General features: G+C 60.7%; 15 protein-coding genes. 2 read left to right on the top strand and 13 right to left on the bottom strand.

Features of this window, described 5'->3' with window-relative positions; translation table 11 throughout:
• Positions 1 to 718: 718 nt before the first annotated feature.
• Positions 719 to 2,356 carry an amidohydrolase gene (locus DW171_RS05170; RefSeq protein ID WP_233539107.1) on the bottom strand — a complete coding sequence of 546 codons (1,638 nt, stop codon included), beginning with the start codon at positions 2,354 to 2,356 and terminating at the stop codon, positions 719 to 721.
• Between the two features lie 168 nt (positions 2,357 to 2,524).
• Here DW171_RS05170 and DW171_RS05165 point away from each other — a divergent pair, with 168 nt between their 5' ends.
• Entirely contained in the window at positions 2,525 to 3,988 is a 1,464-nt protein-coding gene (locus tag DW171_RS05165; RefSeq protein WP_055252003.1) for a M20 family metallopeptidase, read from the top strand.
• Between the two features lie 140 nt (positions 3,989 to 4,128).
• Here the strand turns inward: DW171_RS05165 and DW171_RS05160 are convergent, their stop codons facing one another.
• The 11 genes from DW171_RS05160 to DW171_RS05110 all read right to left on the bottom strand — a co-directional run bounded on the left by DW171_RS05160 (position 4,129) and on the right by DW171_RS05110 (position 14,608).
• Positions 4,129 to 5,439: a zinc-ribbon domain-containing protein gene (locus DW171_RS05160; protein WP_158571019.1), complete on the bottom strand. Its 1,311-nt coding sequence runs from the start codon at positions 5,437 to 5,439 to the stop codon at positions 4,129 to 4,131.
• A 150-nt stretch (positions 5,440 to 5,589) separates the two neighbouring features.
• Entirely contained in the window at positions 5,590 to 6,612 is a 1,023-nt protein-coding gene (locus tag DW171_RS05155) for a YitT family protein (RefSeq protein WP_118270633.1), read from the bottom strand.
• 206 nt (positions 6,613 to 6,818) lie between these two features.
• Positions 6,819 to 7,334 carry an Asp23/Gls24 family envelope stress response protein gene (locus tag DW171_RS05150; RefSeq protein ID WP_055251999.1) on the bottom strand — a complete coding sequence of 172 codons (516 nt, stop codon included), beginning with the start codon at positions 7,332 to 7,334 and terminating at the stop codon, positions 6,819 to 6,821.
• A gap of 44 nt (positions 7,335 to 7,378) precedes the next feature.
• Positions 7,379 to 7,756: a DUF2273 domain-containing protein gene (locus DW171_RS10315; protein WP_233503061.1), complete on the bottom strand. Its 378-nt coding sequence runs from the start codon at positions 7,754 to 7,756 to the stop codon at positions 7,379 to 7,381.
• Positions 7,749 to 8,294 carry a hypothetical protein gene (locus DW171_RS05140; RefSeq protein WP_147357340.1) on the bottom strand — a complete coding sequence of 182 codons (546 nt, stop codon included), beginning with the start codon at positions 8,292 to 8,294 and terminating at the stop codon, positions 7,749 to 7,751. The genes DW171_RS10315 and DW171_RS05140 overlap by 8 nt, the downstream gene beginning before the upstream one ends.
• A 166-nt stretch (positions 8,295 to 8,460) precedes the next feature.
• On the bottom strand, positions 8,461 to 9,267 hold the full coding sequence (locus DW171_RS05135) for a YebC/PmpR family DNA-binding transcriptional regulator (RefSeq protein ID WP_117734266.1): 807 nt from the start codon (positions 9,265 to 9,267) through the stop codon (positions 8,461 to 8,463).
• A gap of 178 nt (positions 9,268 to 9,445) precedes the next feature.
• Positions 9,446 to 11,629 (bottom strand): DUF6020 family protein, encoded by a 2,184-nt coding sequence (locus tag DW171_RS05130; RefSeq protein ID WP_233539106.1) that lies wholly within the window; start codon positions 11,627 to 11,629, stop codon positions 9,446 to 9,448.
• 135 nt (positions 11,630 to 11,764) lie between these two features.
• Positions 11,765 to 12,586 carry a prolipoprotein diacylglyceryl transferase gene (gene lgt / locus DW171_RS05125; protein ID WP_118270631.1) on the bottom strand — a complete coding sequence of 274 codons (822 nt, stop codon included), beginning with the start codon at positions 12,584 to 12,586 and terminating at the stop codon, positions 11,765 to 11,767.
• 110 nt (positions 12,587 to 12,696) lie between these two features.
• Positions 12,697 to 12,975 carry a NifU family protein gene (locus DW171_RS05120; protein WP_035137589.1) on the bottom strand — a complete coding sequence of 93 codons (279 nt, stop codon included), beginning with the start codon at positions 12,973 to 12,975 and terminating at the stop codon, positions 12,697 to 12,699.
• A 172-nt stretch (positions 12,976 to 13,147) separates the two neighbouring features.
• Positions 13,148 to 13,672 (bottom strand): dCMP deaminase family protein, encoded by a 525-nt coding sequence (locus tag DW171_RS05115; protein WP_099432128.1) that lies wholly within the window; start codon positions 13,670 to 13,672, stop codon positions 13,148 to 13,150.
• 84 nt (positions 13,673 to 13,756) lie between these two features.
• On the bottom strand, positions 13,757 to 14,608 hold the full coding sequence (locus tag DW171_RS05110) for a type III pantothenate kinase (RefSeq protein ID WP_118270630.1): 852 nt from the start codon (positions 14,606 to 14,608) through the stop codon (positions 13,757 to 13,759).
• A 192-nt stretch (positions 14,609 to 14,800) separates the two neighbouring features.
• Between DW171_RS05110 and DW171_RS05105 the strand changes: the two genes are divergently transcribed.
• The gene (locus DW171_RS05105) at positions 14,801 to 16,504 is read left to right on the top strand and encodes an OPT/YSL family transporter (RefSeq protein ID WP_118270629.1); all 1,704 of its coding nucleotides are present in this window, start codon (positions 14,801 to 14,803) and stop codon (positions 16,502 to 16,504) included.
• 223 nt (positions 16,505 to 16,727) lie between these two features.
• Here DW171_RS05105 and DW171_RS05100 read toward each other — a convergent pair whose 3' ends face one another.
• Positions 16,728 to 20,219, bottom strand: a complete 3,492-nt coding sequence (locus tag DW171_RS05100; protein WP_118270628.1) for a CAP domain-containing protein — start codon at positions 20,217 to 20,219, stop codon at positions 16,728 to 16,730.
• Between the last annotated feature and the right edge of the window lie 157 nt (positions 20,220 to 20,376).

The raw sequence follows: 20,376 nt of genomic DNA, 5'->3' as shown, positions 1-20,376 counted from the left end.
CATGAAGTTTGCTGCTCTACAGTCCTGCGCAAGACGGAAAGCACATTAAGTGCTTTCCTTTGCGTGCGGAACTCGCGACAAACTTCATGCCCTCCGGTCCGCCCCGGGAGCTAGGTTAACTAATTCGAGCCCGGTATTCAGAAAAGTCAGTGCAGCAAAATGGCGATGTGGATAGCGACATGGGCATGGTTTTCGTTGCGCGCACGGGTCCCCTGGCGAGCACCGTGCATTTTTGGGAGTATTCAGCAAGCCAGGACGGCTGCATACGCGCCGGACACACCATATTGATCCCAAGGACGCCTTCGACCGGCGATTTAAGTCGGCAGGCAAACCCCGTCAAGACAAAAAGGTATGCCTCGCGCCGTACCGGAGCCCAAAATGACGTCGATCTCCGCAATGCCACCCGACTGCAGCGGCACCGGCAGAGCTCGCGGTGCTGAATACTCCGTTTTTTGCACGGCACGGGCGGGGGTACATCAGGATCAGGAAGAATATCCCAGCCTTTTTATGCAATCTGTAATGGGAAGTATGCAAAACACCAAGAGGCAGCATTGCTGATGTCCAAATTGAGCGCGCAGGGCAGCGGCGCATCCGCCCTGCGCCCAAATCCATCAGAGCGGGGACGCTCCTAACAAATCCCCACCGGCAAACAAACGCGACTCGAGCGCTATCCCAAAATAGGCTGTCCGAGCCGCGCTTAACGGTACGGCATGAATACTTAGCGCTCGTAAATCAAGTTACCTGCCAGATAGGTGGCCTGAACCTTGGTAGCCTGGAGGTCTTGGGGGTCAACGGTGAGCGGGTTTTGGTCCAGGACTACCAGGTCGGCGTACTTGCCGGGCTCCAAGCTGCCGAGGTTTTGCTCGTCGCCCGCTGCATAGGCGCTGCCCAGGGTGTAGTTGCGCAGGGCTGTTGCTGCATCGATGCGCTCGCTCGGTAACCAGCCGCCCTCGGGCCAGTGGCTGCGAGGGTCTTGGCGCGTGATGGCCGTGTAGAGCACGTTCATGCTGGTAACAGCTGTGATGGGGCTGTCGGTACCGAAGGCTTGGCGAATGCCGCGCTGCTTATAGGTTGCGAACGGCCACATGATGCGGCTGCGTTCCAGGCCCAGGTCGCGCTCCGGACCACCTGGGTCGAGCGTGATGTGGCAGGGTTGGCTCGAGGCAATGATGTTGAGCTTGCGCAGGCGATCGATGTCCTGAGGCAGCAAATTCTCCAGGTGCTCAAGCGTGTTATGACTGTGCTGGGGCAGGCCGTACAGTTCGGCGGCCTCCTCAAAGATATCCAGCGCGGCATGAATCGCACCGTCACCGATGACGTGGATGCGAACGATATGACCGCGCTCCGCGGCAGCGAGGACCAGCTTGCGCATACGCTCGGCAGGAACCGTCAGACGGCCCTGGTCGCCCGGGAAGCGCGGATTGGTATAGGGCTCGGTGAGATATGCCGTGTGTTCGCTCGACACGCCGTCGAAGAACTGCTTAAAGCCTGGCGCCGAGAGCAGCGCGTTGTTCGCGTAGCGGGTCTGCAGCTCTTCCAAGCGCGACTGGTCATCCAGCAGCGTGGGGAACAGATGGGCTCGGATGCCCAGCTTGCCGGCTGCCTGCAGTTTGTCGTAGACATCGTCGCGGATAAAGTCGCAACCCGGCATGGGCATGAGCGACATATCGCATATCGAGGTGATGCCCTGCTCGGCCATCCGCCTCATTTGATCGGCGTAAGCGCTTGCGATCCGATCCTCGCCCAGCCACTCAAGGCAGCGCGGTAGCAGCTGCATGGCAGCCGCCTCGTGAGCAATGCCCGTGAGCTCGCCGCTTGCATCCTTGTCGTAGCTGCCGCCCGCTGGCGGCTCGCTGTCGCGTGTGACGCCGAGCGCCTCGAGTGCGCGGCTGTTGAGCCAAAGCGTATGCCCGTCGCCCGAATACATAACGCAGGGACGATCGGGGAATGCCGCATCGAGCGACGCCTTGGTTGGATGCTCGGGCGGGTCCCAACGGTAATCGCGCCAGCCCTGCGTCACAACCCAAGCGTCGTCGGGCAGGTCCTGGGAAAACTCGAGCGCATGTTGCACCAGCGCCGCCTCGGACGTGCCCATATCCATGAGCATGTACGGCGAGGAACCGACCGAGGTATGGAAGAAATGCAGATGAGCATCGTGGAAACCGGGGCAGACAAACTGCTCGCCGTAGTCGATAACCAACGTGGCGGCAGGAGCGGCGGCAATCACGTCATCGGGCGCACCGACTGCGACGATACGGTCGCCTGCGATGGCAATCGCCAGCTCGCGGGCGGTATCGATACCGTCTTGCGCGGTAAAGACGTTCTTGGAGCGGATAATCCGATCGATATGTTGCATGGGCATCCCCATCTCTGGCAGGAAATTCAACACCCCCGAGTGTACTCCCCCGCCCTTGTAACAAAACCCCAAGCGGCAAACGGCAACTTTACCAGCCCTAGCGGCAGGTGGCATACTGGAGAGAGCCTGTACGATTTTGCGATCAACCCAGCAAGGAGCAAATCGACCATGACGAAGACCAAGGCACAGCAGATTATGGCGGCGACCGAGGCTCGCGCGGCTGACGACGTCACCGCAGCCATCAAAGATATCGCTACCGAGTTTGAACCCTATATCATCAAGCAGCGCCGGCACTTCCATAAGCACCCGGAGCTGAGCCTTGCCGAGGAGCGCACGACCTCCGACATCGCCAACCAGCTCGACGCCATGAATATCCCCTACGAGCGTCCGCTCAAGACCGGCTTGGTGGCAACGCTTCGCGGTACCGCGTCGGATGCCTACCACGAGGACGGCACGCCGCGCCGCCGCATCCTGCTGCGCGCGGATATCGACGCCCTGCCCGTCACCGAGCAGACCGGCGAGGAGTTTGCCAGCGTCAACGAGGGCTGCATGCACGCCTGCGGCCACGACTGCCACATCGCCATGATGCTCGGCACGCTGCAGATCCTGCGCCATATGACCGACGACATCCACGGCGAAGTCCGCATCGTCTTCCAGCCCAGTGAGGAAAACGGCCAGGGCGCCAAACTCATGATCGGCACGGGCGTGCTCGACGGCGTCGATGGCGCCTACGCCGCGCACATCTGGAGTGAGGTCGACGCCGGCACCGTGAGCTGCGAGCCCGGACCGCGCATGGCCAATACCGACTGGTTCCGCATCGACGTCCGCGGCACCTCGTGCCACGGCGCCATGCCCCAGCGCGGTCACGACGCCGTTATGGTTGCCGCCGAGATCGTCAACGCTCTGCAGACCATCGTTTCGCGCGAGATCAGTCCCTACGAGCCGGCCGTCATTACCGTCGGCGAGCTGCACGGCGGCACCGCGCGCAACGTTATCGCCGGCACGGCCTACCTCGCCGGCACGGTGCGCACCTACGGAGATTCGACCCACGAGGAAATGCCGGAGCTCATGCGCCGCATCGTGGAGCATACCGCGGCCGCCTTGGGCGCCGAGGCAGAGCTCACCGACTACACCATCGCCAATTACAAGGTCGAAAACGATGCCGCCTCGAGCGAGCGCTGCCGCCAGGCAGTAATCAAATGCCTGGGCCCCACCGGCCAAGGCCATTATCGCGGCACACTCTCGGGTGAGGATTTTTCGGAGTACCTGCGCCGCGTACCGGGCGTGCTCGCCTTTGTTGGCACGCGCAACCCCCAGATTGGCGCCACGTACGCCCAACATTCTTGCTTCTACAAGATTGACGAGTCGGTACTGGCCAAGGGCTCCATGGTGGCCGCCCAATATGCCATCGACTTTTTGGCCGAGCCCACACAAGAAGAGCTCGACGGCCCCACGATTGCCGCGGTCGCCGAGACCAATCCCGACCTGGCAGCCAAACTGCGCTCTGCCAAGGCCACGGCCGCCGAGGCCCGCGACGCCATGCACGATGCCCGCACCGCCCGACACGCCGCAATCAAGGGCATCCACGACGCTCGCGCCGCCGCCCGCCGCGAGGAGAAGCACGACGAGTAGTCGATCCACGACCATCTCGCAGTCATAGCCACATCGCGATATCAAAGCGGGGGCGGACGTTTCGACGCGTCCGCCCCCGCTTATTTGTCAAGCGCTATTTCTACCGTTTCTACCCCGTCCCCAAATGGCAGGTGGCAGGGTTACTCGTCCTGCGGGTCCTCGTCGGAGCTTGGCGCGGGGTCGGGCTCAGGCGCAGGCTCGGGCTCCGGTTCCGACATGGGCGCGGGGTCGGGCTCAGGCACGGGCACGGGCGCGGGCACAGGCTCAGGCTCAGGCACGGGCTCGGGCTCGGGCTCGGGCGCAGGCGCCGGCGCCGCAGCGGAATCGGATACGGGCGCTGCGTCGGTGCTAAAACCAGCCGGAGCAGACTTCTTCTCAAACGGCAGCACAAAGGTCAGGACGTCATCCTTATCCTCATCAGCCCATTCAGCTGCATAACGCGCTACCCAATAGCCAACGGCACGATGCTTGAGCATCTTGCCAAAGACCGTAAGGAATACCGTGACAAACGCCGTCAGCACCAAGAACAATACGAGCGTGATGCCACCGCCGGTAACAAGCGCCTCAATAGCCGAAGGACGGTAGTAGTAGCTATACATACCGACAGAGGCAATGGCGCCGAAGATGAGCGTCAGGATCCATGTGACAACGTTGGCGACCAGACCCGTCAAAAACTCGGGAAGGAACGAAGCGCAGAACAGCTTGGTCTTGTTGTGCTTAAACGCCGCCCAGACCTTGTCGAGCGAAAACGCGCTCTCGACACGACCGGTCACCGCAAAGTGCATCACGGCAATGTCGGCGAACATCTTAAAGAAGACCCCCAAGACCGCCGTGGCAATCATAGCCAGGACAAGCAGGCCAAGCGAGCCAAACAGCGCTGCCTCGAGTGCATAGGAGCCGTAATACGAATACGAGCCCGCGGCGCCAATTACCACGCTCTCCACCAGCGAAAGCACTACACCGATAACGGGAATGGCAGCGATAACCTCGAGCACGACCGAGATAACGCTCGAAAAGACTCCGAGGCCAAACGACGTGGAACGCATGAGTGGACGGTCCATGCCGTCATCGACCTTGAGCGAAAGATCACGGCCCCACTCGATACCAAAGCCGGAACCGCACACGCTCGCAATGCAAGCTGCCAAAAAGCCGATGGCAGCCGCAATGCCGCCAATAACGGGAATGAACAGCACGAGCACTGACACGACACAGATGAGCGCCGGCAAAAAGGCGATCTGGCACACGCGCTGCAGCACGCCCGGCGTCTTGGTCATGTCCTCAAACGCCTGAGCCACACAGCCCTTGGACGCATTCGCCACGGGCGGTTGCGGAACAAACTGCTGGGGCTGACCCTGAGGGGCAGAGGCTGCGGCACCGGCATTGGGGGCACCACACGCACCACAGAACTTATCGTTGTCGCCCATGGGGGCACCACACTGCGAACAGAACATCGAGATCATCCCTTCGTATCTTGAGCGAATCATCTGGATCGCAAACGATGTCTTTGGCATCATTATCACCCAATGTGGGGACAAATACTCCAACATGACGCATTTGCAATGCGCAGGGCGCTATTCGATTGTTTGATGAGCTCGACCGCGTTAGTTCGTTCCGCGGAAACCCTTGCCGACGATCTCGGAGCTGTCGACAATCGTGATAAAGGCACCCGGATCGATCTCGCGCGCGTAGCGACGCAGTTGCACGGCCTCGCGACGACTCAGCACGCTCATAATCACCGTCACGCACTTGCCCGAGAAAGCACCGTAGCCGCGGCTGATAGTCGCCGTACGGTTGAGATGCTTGACGATAAACTCCTCGACTTTAAGGGGCTCGGAGCAAATGACCGTGCAGACTTTACGCAGGTGGATGCTCTCGATGGCTTTGTCGACCACAAGCGTCTTGGCAAACAGGCCGAGCACGCAATACAGACCGACGCGCGGGCCGTACAAGAAGGCCGCGATGGTCACGATGCCGATATCGACCAGTAGCAGGGCGCGGCCAATCTCGAGCGTCGTGCGGCGCTTGAGGATCATGGCAAGAATGTCCGTGCCACCCGTCGAGGCGCCGATGTCAAAGACAATGGCGCTGCCGAGCGCCGGCAGAATCACGGCAAAGCACAGGTCGAGCCACATATCGCCCGTCATCGAGACATCGGTCGGAATAAAGAGCTCAAACAGCGAAACATAGGCGGACAGCGCAAACGAGGCGAAGACGCTCCACAGGATTGCCTTGCGCTCCAAAAAGATAAAGCCCAAAACGACGAGAACCACGTTGATAATCCACATAAAGACGCCGACGGGCAGGGTCGGGAACAGCGTGGACAGAATGACCGACACGCCCGAGGTGCCGCCAAAAGCAAAGTGATTAGGGGTTTTAAACGCGACGATGGCAAAGGCCGTGAGGATCAGGCCCAGATTGAGCTCGGCAAAAAAGCGCGGAAAACCTGGCTCCTGGCTGCGCTTGCGACCAGCGCGCTCGCCCCGCTCGATAACATCGCGATCGACCACGCGCTCCATCGGCACTACGGGAGGACGATGCACCTCCTCGGCAGCACGCGACGCCGCCTCTGCCGCAGCGGCCTCAATTGCCCATGCCTTGCTTTCTGTTTCGTGCTCGTCGGCCATTACGGCAACCCCTCGTTAACAATTTGGAAACAATGCGCCCATTAGAGTAACGCGGAACGTGGGGATTGCAACCCTTAGTTAGACGAGCGGTATGACTATATCGGGAGCGTACAAAAACGGCCGGCCACGCTTTTGCTTGCGCGGTCGGCCGTTTAATGTTTTCGCAGATAAAACCTGCCAAAACAAACCTGTCCCTTTTTGGAAGGTTATTCGTGCTGGCTGGTGCGGTGCTCGTACTCCTCGGGGGTGATGACATCCTCGATGCGCAGGTTGACGCCCGCCACCTCAAGGCCAGTCATCGCGGCAAGGCGCTCGGTGACACGTGCCTTAACATCGTCGAAGATCGCGGGCGCATAGGCGCCGTACTCGATGATGACGGAGATGTTGACGACCACGCGATTATCGTCGGTGACCTCGACCGTCACGCCCTTGGTCAGATTCTCGGCACCAAACTGCTCCTGCACAAAGTGCATGAGGTTACCCTTCATGCCCAGAACGTGCGGAACCTCGCGGGTGGCCATGGCAACGATCTTCTCGATCACGCCGTTGGAATAGGTCAGCGAGTCCTCGGACTCATCCGCTTCCTCGTCGTCCTCATCCGTATCGGACTCGGCCTCGACGAGAGCCTCATCCTCGAGCGTCACATCCTCAGCTTCGGCGACGACCGCCTCGTTCTCCTCGAGCTCGGTATCGGCTACATCGACCTTCGTATTAAAAGCCATGGTTCCTCCTTATGCCCGCCGCGGATGCGACAGTCGAATACATATTAGCGGCCGCTAAACAGACGGCCGAAGAAGTTGACGATCCCGTTCTCGCCGTCGCGAATTTGGCCGATCACAGCGCCGATCAGCACGAAGAATGCAATGACGAGCGTGTCCCACAGGCCCAACGTGAGCACCAACACGGCGAGGATAAAGCCGGCGACGGCGCCGAGCGTGGTGTTGGGATGACGCACAGCATAGCTCCAGACGGCAGCGCCCGTACCCTTGATGAGACCCATAGCCTCGTCAAAATCCGCGGCTGCCGCGTCTTGTAACTCGGTTGCCTCTGCTTTGGAATCAACAGGTTCGCTCGCCGACGTGGCGCTCTGGTCAATCGTCAGGCGCGGCGTACGAGCGGTCTTATCTTGATTGGTATCACTCACCGGAAACCTCCACGGTCTGGACGGTAGTCTTGGACGGCAAAAAACGGACGCGCGCGGTCGTACCCGGCGCGCCGAGCATGGTATCGCAGGCTTCTTCGATGCGCTGCTGCATCGCGGTAGCCAGAGATGCCACGTCCTTATCGTCAAGCGCGATAGCCTCGACCTTAAAACGGACGTGCGAATCGTCGGGGCCTTGGACGCGAGCCTCGACATGCTCGACCATCACGCGGTCGTCGCGCTCGGCAGCAACCCTGGCGCACGAAGAAAGCGCCGCAAGGGTAACCTCGATATTGCGCTCCCCCGCCGGATGCACGCAGGACGGCTCGCAGCGAGCAAACATCAGGCGGAAAAAGCTCAGCAGTACGCCAAACGCCACGACGCCGGCGCACGCCGTCACGACGATGCGCGGCATGGGGTCGCGCATCAGCAGCATAAAGCGATACGTATACGGCCCCCAAAACTGGCAGACAAGCGTACCCAGCGCCACGATGGTGGCGGCAAGATACACGATCGCTAGGGCTCGTTTGAGTACGCGCACGCGGCGCTCCCTTCAAATCTCGGCTCTCGAAATGCAGAACGGTTCGCATCATTATAAAAGAGCCGGGTCCGGTGCTCTACGCACGCGGATCCGGCTCATCTATTCCACGAGGCTTGCATGCTCGCTTCATTATGCCCAGATATGCACGGCTTAACCCGTGCGAGCGCTACTCCTCCTCGAGGGCAGCGATGACCTCGTCGGTCATGTCCATGGTGCTGTAAACATCCTGGACGTCGTCGAGCTCCTCAAGACGGTCGATGAGGCGCTGAACCTTCTTGGCGTCGGCGCCGGAGACCTCGGTCGGGGTGGTCGGGACCATGGTGGTCTCGGAGCCCTTGACCTGGACGCCCTGCTCCTCGAGCGCCTTGGAGACAGCCATGACGTCGTTGGCAGCAGTCCAGACGATCCACTCCTCGCCGGCATCCTCGTAGTCCTCGCCACCGGCCTCGGCGATGGCCATCATGAACTCATCCTCGTCACCGGCAGCACCGTTGGCGATCATGGTCTCCTTCTTGGCGTTCTCGTCCAGGATCTCCTTGGCGACGACGATCTGGCCCTTGCGCTCAAATTGGAAGGCGACGGAGCCGGAGGTGCCCAGGTTGCCACCAGCGTGGGAGAAGGCGGAACGGACATCAGCGGCGGTACGGTTGCGGTTGTCGGTCAGGCAGTCGACGTAGACGGCAACACCGGCGGGACCGTAGCCCTCGTACACGATGTTCTCGTAGACGGCGGCGTCAGCACCCGAACCAAAAGCCTTGTCGATAGCGGACTTGATCTTGTCCTTAGGCATGGACTGAGCCTTGGCCTTGGCAACGGCAGCGGCGAGGCTGGCGTTGTTCTCGGGCAGCGGGTCACCGCCGAGACGGGCAGCAACGGTGATGTTGCGGCTGAGCTTGGAGAAGAGGGCGGAACGCTTGGCGTCCTGCGCGCCCTTACGATGCTTGGTTGTGGCCCACTTAGAGTGTCCGGACATACGTGTCTCCTATCGGTTTCGACCTAAAGCCCAGCGCAGATGCTCGGGCAATATAAACAAACGTCGTTATGATATACCTACTGGCCTGCGAGATAAACCCCAAAATGAAGGCGTCGTGATGATACAGCCCCTTGGTGCAAGGGGTTGGTGCAAAGTAACCTGTCCCCTTTGCACCAAGTTAGGACCAGAGGAGGTCGCTGCGGGTGATGGTGGCGCCGATGGCAAAGGGCATGCAGGCGATGACCGGATACAGGTAGCGCATGTAGGTCGAGCCGTTGCAGGGGCCGATCAGGCACACGGCGAGCACGCCCAAAAGCGGCACCCAAATGGCCAGCCCGCGCCACGAATGACGACGTAGCAGATAGACCACCACGGCGATCATGATCCACACGTAGGTGGCCGAGCTCATGGTGAGCGAGATAAACGGGATGCGTTGTACTGCCACGCGATACAGGTTGATCAGGTGATCACACCAGCGCACGACCTTGCTATCGACCGGATGGAAGTCGAAGTACTTGAGATTATCGGGGCGCGCCATAATCTCGGCACTGCGCGCCGTGCTGTAGACCCAGGCATCGCGCGCGCTCGGATAAAAATAACCATAGTAGTTATTGATAAGCGCCGAAATATAGCACTCGGGATCCTTCTTAAACATCTGGGCCCATACCTCAAAATAGGCATCGATGTCCTCCTGCGAGGCGTACTCGTTAAAGCAGTTCTTGACGGCATCCGACTTATCCGGGTTGTAACGGCGGCCCAGATTCTCGTACTTGAGCACACGGTCGATCACGGCACGCTCTTCGTCGGTCACCAAGCCGTCGCAAGGAGCCTCCACGATGGTGCCGTCCTCCTTAACCGTGGGGTTGACGCCCGAGTTGAGGCCGTCGTGCTTTTGGACGAAACGAGCCGTCTGTTGGAACGGAATCGAGAGGATTTCGCGCTTGGAACCAGGCGTGATGTCGTGCGCCGGCATAAAAACCTTGGTGAAGTACATATTAGAGGCAAGGCAGAGTGCAAGCACCGCAAGAACTCCCACCCAGCGGAAGCGCGGGATGCCGCCCGAAGGCGCAGTACCAGCCTGCTTGGCTGCGCGACGAGCCGCATGCGCGTCCCATGCGCAAAACGCCGCCGCGATTACGCATGCCGCCAGGGGAAACACCAGGCCGCCGTTGCGCAGAAACGTGGAACCGATGGCGCCCAGAGCGAGCAGCAGCCAGTCGTGGCGCGCAAAGAGCGCGGGGGCTTTCTCGCCCGCTCGCTCGACATTGGCATCACGACGGGGCAAACCACATGCCACGAGCTTGACGGTCTGTACCAGCAGCACCAAAAACGCGTCGGCAAAGAGCACGTCTTTGGTGAGCAGGGCCGCGTAGTTAGAGAACATCGGCATAAACGCAAAGAACAGCAGGATCGTACCGCGAACCGGCAGGCTCACGCCCAGTTTGCGCAGCGACGAAATGGAATAGGCCATGCAGGCAGCCGTGATGACAAATTGAGCGCAGGTATAGATGATGAGGCCCGCGTTAGCGCTGTTGAACAGCGAAAGCCCCAGTTGAACGCACGAGCCGATAATGGCCGTGTGCACTACGGGATGGTGCCCGTTGAGCAGCACGTTGGGGTTGAGCAGGCGCAGGTAGTCGCTCGTGCCATTGGGATAGTTGAACCACTGACGAATCTGCGCGCCGGTGTCCCCCATAAAAAGGCCGGGCAGCGAAGCGATGAGCGTGGGCGCCCAGGCGATCATAAGCACCAGGAAGGGCCCGGCAAAGGGATGGACCGAGAGCACGGCGTGAGCCACACGCCATATGCGGCCAAAGTGCGCCTCGGAAAACGGGATGCGCCGAGAGCTCAGCCAATCTAGACACTCAAAGGCAAGGTAGAAGGCAACGATCGCCAGGAGCATCCAGCCCGCGCCGCCAATCCAGGCGCAGATGATGCGAGCTTTGTCGCCAAGGACAATCTCGGCCGAGTCGGTGAGATCGTAGCTGCGACCGAACACCATGCAGATGGCGAAGAACAGCGACGGCAGAATGATCGATGGACGCCAGGTGTCGCCACGGCCAAAGAACACGTAGCGAAACGGCAAGGTGAGCAGGCAGGCAAGCGCAAGCAGCATGACCGCGTCGGTATGGCCGGCAAACGAGAGGAGTACCTCGTAGCACACGTACAGCATGCCCGAGGCTTTGGGGTCAATCGCCAAGACTGCGTTGCTCGACACCGGGGCGGGATCGATGGAAAACGCCGTGGTCGCCAACAGCGCGAGCAAAAATGCGATGAGCGTCTGCTTGGCGGGGTAGCGCTTAAACCAGACGATGCGGGCGGCGTCGCGCGCAGCCGTTGTGGAGAGGTCGGAATCCTTCACAGTCCAAAAAGCCTTTCTAGAAACCTGCCAAAAAGGGACAGGTTTATTTTGGCAGGTTTTATCTGGGGAAACGTTACGGTTCTGTCATCGTTGCCCAGCGAACCACCACAAAGGTGCCTGTCCCCTTTGTGGTGGTTAGGCGTCCAGGTAGACGCGCTGGGGCTGGTTGCGGCGACGAGCAAAGATGATGAGCGCCAGGCCGGCGATCACGAGCGGAAGACTCAGCAGCTGCCCCATCGTGATGACGCCGCCCAGCAGATAGCCAAGCTGGGCGTCGGGCACGCGCACGAACTCGACGAGGAAGCGGACGATGCCGTATCCCATCACGAACACGCCCATAAACGTACCCTGAGGCAGCAGCGGCTTTTTGCGGCTGAGCACCTGCAGAATGCAAAAGAGCACGATGCCCTCAAGAAATGCCTCGTAGAGCTGGGAGGGGTGACGCGGCATATCGCCCGCAGTCCCGCCAAAGACCACACCCCAGGGCAGATCGGTCGGCTTGCCCCACAGCTCACCGTTGACAAAGTTGGCACAACGGCCCAGGCACAAGGCCAGCGGCGCGCCGATGACGGCAAGGTCTGCCAAAGTCCATGCGTCGAGCTTATACATGCGGCACACGATGATGCCGCCGATAATACCGCCCACCAAACCGCCATGGAAGCTCATGCCGCCCTCGTTGGTGGCAAAGATCTCGAGCGGGTGCGCCCAGTAGTAGCCATCACCGTAAAAGACGACGTAGAACAGGCGCGCACCGATAATGAGGCCAAAGACCACGCCGACCACGACACTCGTCAGGTCGTCAATCGTGATGTTAAAGCCCCAGCGACGCTGCGTGCGGTACATGACGACCGCCGTGAGCAGGGCGCCGACCACATAGGCCAGACCATACCAGTAAATCGTGATGGGCCCCGCCGAAATCGCGACGGGATCAAGCATATGGTAGAAGTCGTTGAGCATGTCGACCCTCCTACTCCCTACATACCAAATGCGGCCGCGGGCCTTGCGCTCGCAGCCGCATATTTGGGCGTAACGTCTATGCGGAGTATGCCGTCCGCAGCTTTCGCAGCTTAGAACGGCGCGTACTCGTCGTACAGGTCCTCGGCCTCGCCGGAGGCATTGACCTGCTCAACTCGTGTAACGCCGGGCACATGCTCCTTCAGGATGCGCTCAATACCCATGGACAGGGTCAGCGAGCTCATGGGGCAGCCGGCGCAAGCGCCCTGCAGCTCCAGTTTGACGACGCCCTCGTCGTCAACGCCCACATACTCCATATCGCCGCCGTCGGCCTGCAGGTTGGGGCGAATCTCTTCAAGAACCTTCTTAAGCAGCTCTTCGTTAACAGCCACAGGGGCTCCTTTCTCACAATTACGCGGGCGCGCCCGCGGACAGAAGCTATGTTACTACAGCCGTGTACCCGCTCACGAGCCGTCCATGCGCGCAGACGCGACTTTCACGAGTAGTCAATTTGGGACGGGGCTCTTTTGGCTGCCTTTTGTTGCCAGCTGGCGTTGCCACGCGCTACTGCTGAGCCTGCCCCTCGGTGCCGATGTGAACATCGACGATAACCTGGCGGTAGCTAATGCCGCAGGAGTCGAGGATGCGGCGGCTGATGCGTCCGTCATCGGTGTCGGCGTACTTGTTGTCCAGGTAGACAACCTCGCCCACGCCCACCTGCGCCAAAATCTTGGCGCAGTCGTGGCACGGGAACAGCGTGACGTAGACCGTGGAACCCTCAAGATCTTTGAGCGAGCCACGGTAGTTGAGCACGGCGTTTGCCTCGGCATGCACCACATAGTTGTGCTTGTCCTGCAACGGGTCGTCGCTCGTGCCCCACGGGAAAAAGTCGTCGTTGAGCGCCGAGGGCGTACCGTTGTAGCCCACCGAAAGGATGCGGTGGTTGGTGCTGGCGATGCACGCGCCCACCTGCGTGTTGGGGTCCTTACTGCGGCGCTGCGCGGCGATGGCCACGCTCATAAAGAACTCGTCCCAGCTAATGACGTCCAGGCGCTTGCCTGACGAAGTTTGATGAAGATCGTCCGACATGGCAGACACCTCCGTAATCGCAATAATTTGACCCATTGTAGCAGGTGAAAGGTGGAGGCGTTTGTCCCACCGGCGCCCTCACTTTTACACGCGGCGGGGCTTTTGGTTGATGCGGTAGAGCTCGGCGAGTCCTCGCAACGTCAGCGTGTCGTCGACCGTCAGACTGTGACCGACCAGCGACGCGAGCGCCTCGGCGTCGTCGCCGGTAATGACGATGGGCACGTCGCCCTCCCCCGCGGCCTTGGTCGCGCGCATCTCGGCAAGCACCATGTCGAGCATGCCGTCGATGCGGGCTACCTCGCCCAGAACCACGCCCGAACGCATGGCCTCGCGCGTGTTGCGGCCGATGACGTGCGTGGGTGCCGAGGGCTCGACCTGCGGCAGACGCGCCGCAGCAGCCGAAAGCGAGCGGGCGCCAAGCGCCAGACCCGGTGCGATGACGCCGCCCACAAAGGTGCCGCGCGCGTCGATGACCTCGATATTGGTCGTGGTACCCAAGTCGATCACGATGCAGGGAGAGCCGTAGACGGCGCGTGCCGCCACAGCGTCGGCGATGCGGTCGGGGCCGATCTCGGCCGGGTTGTCGTAGTGGACGGGCATGCCGGTCTTGAGGCCCGGCCCCACGGTGAGCACGCGTCCCGTGCATGTACGGGAAAGCGCCGTCTTCCACGGGCGCTCGAGCGCCGGCACCACGCAGCTCAGCACGGCAGCCGTGGGCACAAGTGCGCCCGGCATGCCCGCATCGGCCGCCAGCGCGGCCATGACTTGAGCGAGACGCATGCGCGCCTCGTCTGCTGTGATGCTCGACGGCGTGGTGATCTCGCACGTCGCGAGCGGGCGCTCCTGTGCCGCGGCTGAATCCTCGGCAAACAGGCCAAAGCGAATGAACGTGTTGCCCACGTCGACCGTCAATATATATGCACACCCATTAAGCATCGTCGGCGCTCCTTTCGTCTGCCCAGCAGTATATCGCCTACCTAAACCAGCCGTCCCAAAATGACTACCTTGCGGTTATACTGGTGCGCGGTCGTTTGCGAGCTCACGCGGCGGCCCTTGGTAACCCGACTTCCCGCGCCGTATCCGTAACGGCGCTCCCGGGGGAAGCGGATATACGCAAAGGAGTTTTATATGAGCAATCCCTCGAACCGCGCCTCGATGCGCGGGCAACTCACGCTGCGCGGCGTCGTCATCGGCGTCCTTGGCTGCGTGATCATCACGGCAAGCTCGGCCTACACCGCCCTCAAGATGGGCGCACTCCCCTGGCCGATCGTCTTCGCTGCCGTCATCTCGCTGTTCTTCCTTAAGCTCATGGGCAACGCCAGCCTCAACGAGGCCAACGTCACCCACACCATCATGTCCGCAGGCACCATGGTCGCCGGCGGTCTGGCGTTTACCATCCCGGGCGCCTGGATGCTGGGCTATGCCGACCAGATCAGCTGGCTCGACATGTTTATCGTAGCGCTCGCCGGCACTATCCTGGGTCTGCTGGCCACGGCGCTCATCCACCGTCACTTTATCGTGGACGCCGCACTGGAGTTCCCCACCGGCAACGCCGCAGCTCAGACCCTGCGCGCCACCGAGGCAGGCGGCAAGACCGGCAAGCAGCTCTTTGGCTCCATGGCCATCGCCGGCATCTACAGCGTGCTGCGCGACGCTCTGGGCATTGTGCCCAGCATGTTGTGCACGCTCAACATCCCCGGCGTGACCTTTGCTATCTACAACTCGCCCATGTTGCTCTCCGTCGGCTTCCTCGTGGGCTTCGCCCCGGTCGCATTCTGGTTTGCCGGCGCGCTACTGGGCAATTTTGGCATCATTGTCGGCGGCACCGCTACCGGTCTGTTTGACGTTATGACCGCACAAGGCATTGTTAAGTCCCTGGGTATGGGCCTTATGATGGGCTTTGGCGTCGCCGTCGTCCTCAAGGACATCCTGCCGCAGGTCGCCGGTATCGTCCGCGGCCTCGCCGCCGACAGCTCCACCGACACCGACGAGCAGTCGCTCATCTCGGGCTCCCTTAAGCTCGACGCCGGTATCATCGGCCTGGGCGCTGCCGCCATCGCCGTGATCATCGCCATCGTGCTCGACCTTGGCCCCGTTCCGGCCGTCATCGTCACGCTGTTCACCTTTGTCACCACCATCATGAGCGCGCAGAGCTGCGGCCAGACGGGCATCGACCCCATGGAGATCTTCGGCCTCATCGTCATGCTCATCGTTGCCGCCTTCGCGCAGCTCGCTCAGGTCAAGCTGTTCTTTATCGCCGGCATCGTGGCCGTAGCGTGCGGCCTTGCGGGCGACGTCATGAACGACTTTAAGGCCGGCGCCGTGCTGGGCACCAACCCGCGCGCACAGTGGGTCGGCCAGGCCATCGGCGGCATCGTGGGCGCCCTGGTCGCTGCCGCCGTCATGGTCGCACTCGTCACCGCCTATGGTCCGGACGCCTTTGGTCCCGACAAGAGTTTCGTTGCCGCACAGGCAAGCGTCGTCGCCACCATGGTCTCGGGCATCCCGAGTGTGCCGTGGTTCGCAGGCGGCTTTATCGCCGGTATCGTCATGTACTGGCTCGGCATTCCAGCCATGATGATCGGCCTGGGCGTGTACCTGCCGTTCTATATGTCGCTCACGGCCTTCTTGGGCTCCTGTGTCAAGCTCGCTTACGACAAGTGGTCCGCCCACCGCGACGCCACCGCTGGTCTTTCGGACGAGGAGAAGGCTGCCAAGGACGCCGCCTTCCAGGAACAGGGCCTGGTCGTCGCCAGCGGCCTGCTGGGCGGCGAGTCCATCGTCGGCGTTATCCTGGCGTTTGTCTCCGTCGGTCTGAGCCTGCTGGGATAAGCTGAGCAGCTGTTCGCTCGTACTTTAGCGACAGCCCGGTCGCAATCATATTGCCTACGGCTTGCCCGGTCGGTAGCTTTCGCGGCTGCCGACCGGGCTTTTTGATATCGATACAGAGAAAGGCCGACGCGCTGCGTATCACAGCACGCCGGCCTTATCGGTTGAGTCATCGAGTCAGTCTCGCAATAAACCGCAGCTCGTTGCGAAACCAGTACTCAAAATACTACATCTGTTTGCGGCGACGATCGCCCAGCGTTACGCCCGCAGCTACGAGCGTAATGCCGCCGATGACGAAAACCTCGCCCGCAAGCGCGGAGTTGTCGCCCGTCTGGGCGAGCGCACCATCCGCAGCCTGCTTCTTGGCAGCGGGGGCCTTTGCGGCGGCCTGCGCAACTTGGGGCTTAGCCTGCGGCTCGGCCTTGGGATGATACTTGTCGTACTCGGCCTGTGCGGCTGCCAGGGCTCCCTTGGCATCGTTAAGCTCTGCAAGCGCGGCGGCATAGGCGTCGTTGGCATCGGACAGCTTGGCATCGGCGTCGCTCAGGGCAGCCTTGAGACCAGCGGCGGCGTCGACGGCAGCCTTGTAGCGAGCATAGGCAGCATCGAGCTTGGGCAGCTGATTTTGTGCCGTCCAGCCCGCGTTGAATACCGTTACGCCAGCGGCAAGGGAAGCCTCGTGGTCGACATGATCAAGATCGGCCTGAAGGGCCTGATCAGCAGCAAGCTCGGTCTGGGCATCGGCGATGGCCTTTTTGGCGTCCTCGACTGCCTGGTTGGCGGCATCGAGCTGATTCTTGGCAGTGTTCACGCTGGCATCGGCGGTACGATAGGCGACCTCGGCGTCGTCGAGCGCCTTCTGAGCAGCGGCGTAGGGCTCGAAGGCCTTGTTTGCGGTGGCCAGAGCCGCCTTAGCAGACTTGACCTCCTGCTGTGCGGCGGCAAGCGCCTGCTCCTTGTTGGTGACCTCCTGCTGCGCGTTCGAGAGGGCCGTTGCCGCGGCAGTCGCTGCGGCCTCGGCATCGTTAACGCCAGCCTGGGCAGTGACGTCGGCCGCCTTTGCCTTGCCATACGCCTCGTTAGCCTGATCGGACTCTGTCCTAGCGGCATCGAGCTTGGCGGTAAGGTCCTTGACCGAAGCGGTAGCGTCGTCATACGCCTTTTTGGCCTTTTCGGACTTTGCCTTGGCGGCGTCGTAGCCGCTCTGAGCATTCAGTTTACGAGTCGAAGCCTTAGAGGCGTTCGTCTGGCATTCGGTAAGCTTGGAGTTGGCGTCGGCAAGCGTAGCCTGCGCAGTGGCAGCCACGGCCTTAGCAGTATTGAGGTTCTGCTGGAGAGCGTCGATGTCAATACCAGAAGCATCGAGTTTGCTCTTAGCGGCGTCGTAGGTGCCCTTGGCGGTTGTGGTGGCAGCCCGTGCATTCTCATACTCGCCCTTGGCGGTATTCATCGCATTATCAGCCGCCTTATAGTCCTCGTATGCACTGCTGGATTCATTCACCTTAACCCAATAAGTATCCCTCTTTGCTCCAAAGTCCTTCTGAGCTTTTGTAAGCTTGCTTTCAAGTTGCGCCAGCTGATTCTTTTGCTCTTGCGTTACATCGGCACCATATGCAGAGTCGATATAATCGTTCACGAGTTTCTTGAAATCCGCGACGGAGAAATCGCAGTCGGACGAGTCAAAGGAAAAATCGTTGATCACGCAGGCGCCGACGTTGTCTCCCTTTCCATTGCCAACACCAAATCCCATCGCAACATAATCCGGATGGATAATATTCAAGTAATGGCCAACCTGACTATAAAAACTGGGGTCGCTCATATACAGCAAGTACGCATGTGTTTTGTACTGCTCATACGACGGGTCCGACGCAACCTTTTCGTCCCAAACCCGCTTCTCTTCTGTGTACCAGCCGGTATAGGGGTCGCCAAGCGTGTCAATCGTCTCTCCACCCGTATAGGCATAGTCCAGTGTCGACGATAAATTCTCCGCATTTGAATAGTGCTGGGCGTGAAGACCTGTGTGCGCTGAGTAGTTTACCTGCAGCACTGCCGCCGCCGTCTGCTTCAGGCTCACAGATAGCTCGCCAAGCCCGTTGGCTTTCCTAATATTGTTCAACGTATCCATATACGTCAGCGCATTCTTTAGTTGTTCGAATGAAAATGAAGACGTATTGTGCGTTCCATCATTGTCGACATATTGATCAAACCAATCAGCCTTGTTGATGCCGGCGGCGGCGTTACCGCTCAGCCAAGCCGATGCAATGCGCGCATTTGCGCGCTGCGCATCGGTATAGGACGAGTCATTCGCGATGGAGTCCATTAAACCAATCACGCCCTGCTTGGCTTTTTCCTGGTCGACCGTCATGGTCGATTTCAATGCATCAATCTGTCCTTCGAGATCGCCAAGCAGCTGATTAGCCTCGCCGAGTTCCTTCTCGGCCACATCCTCCGCCTCGTATGCCGCCTTGCATTCAGTGTATTTGTCGTCCCTATCCTTTACGGCCTGATCGTAGGCAGCTTTCTTGTCCGCCTCGGTCTGCTGGGCCTGCTCGTAAGCAGCCTTGGCGGTGTTGTACTTGTTCGTCAGATCGCCGAGTTTGCTGTTGGCTTCGTCGTATGCGGTCTGGGCAGACGACACGGCAGCGTTGGCGTCGTTGGCCTTCTCCTGCGCGGCAGTGACAGCAGCCTGTGCGGCCTGGAGGTTCGTTTGTGCGGTGGCGTCGGCAGCCGTCGCGGCTTTGAGCTCCTTCTGCGCGTTCTTGAGCTCATCGGCAGCAGCGTTCTTGGCGGCCTCAAGCGCACTCAGGTCGACACCCGTACCCGAGACGGCAGCATCGAGCGCTTTCTGGGCGTCGTTCAGCTTATCCTGGGCATTGTCGCGCGCGGTGGTCGCAGCGGCAAGGGTAGTGGCAGTCTCCTTCTTCTTGGCCTGGGCAGTCGTCAGAGCAGACTCGGCATCGCTCTTTGCCTGCTCAGCATTGGCGGCGGCGGTCCTAGCGGCATCGAGCTCACCCTCGGCCGTCTTCACATCGGCATTCACTGCATCGAGCTTGGCCTGCGCGTCCCCTACGGCCTTCTTGGCGGCCTCGTACTTATCCATATCCATAGCCTTGAGCTTGGCCCGGGCGTCATCGAGAGCTTTCTTGGCTTCGTCGCGCTTTGCCTCGGCGTCCTTGAGCGCCTGGGTCTTACCCTTGACACTCTTGTTGGCCTGATCGAGCTGATCGTTCAGGTCGCCCAGCTTCTTCTGCTGCTGCTCGGCCTTGTCGACGGCCGCCTTAAGCTCGTCGATCTTCTCCTGAAGCGCAGCGACTTCTGCTGCGTTCTGCTCAGTCGCGTTGTCGGTCACGGCCTGCGAAGCCTGGTCTTTTTGCTGCTGAGCCTGCTTCTGCGCCTGGCTCGTGGCGTCGACCTTCTTCTGAGCCGCATCGTAGGCCGCCTTGGCAGCCTCAAACTGCTTTGCCGATTCCTCAGCCAGCTGCGCCGCCGTCTTCGCGACCGCCTGGTTGCCGGCAACGACGGTGCTCTCGATGGGGCTTTCGCCCTTTGCGGCATCGGTGGTGTCACCGGTCGGCGCGGCGATTGCCGCCAGCGGCGACATGAGCGGCCGGGCGATAAGGCCTGCCGTCAAAACGGTCGCGACGGCGCGGTTAGCGACGCCTCTCATGTTGACGGTCTTGGCTGGAGACGAAAGATGCTTTGGACTGTACTTTGCCATGTTGTGCTCCCTTCGACACAACGCTATCTGCGTTACCGCGAGTCTAGGGCCGCATTTCCCAGTCTTTGTTGCGCAACAATGCGGCAAAGCGGGCAATTCGGTTGTTCAACAGCTTTCGACACAGTTCCGCCACATATGCAGTTGTGATTGAACCATT

Source organism: Collinsella sp. AM15-2, from assembly GCF_003471985.1.
GTDB lineage: Bacteria > Actinomycetota > Coriobacteriia > Coriobacteriales > Coriobacteriaceae > Collinsella.
This window is presented reverse-complemented; position numbering and strand designations above follow the sequence as displayed.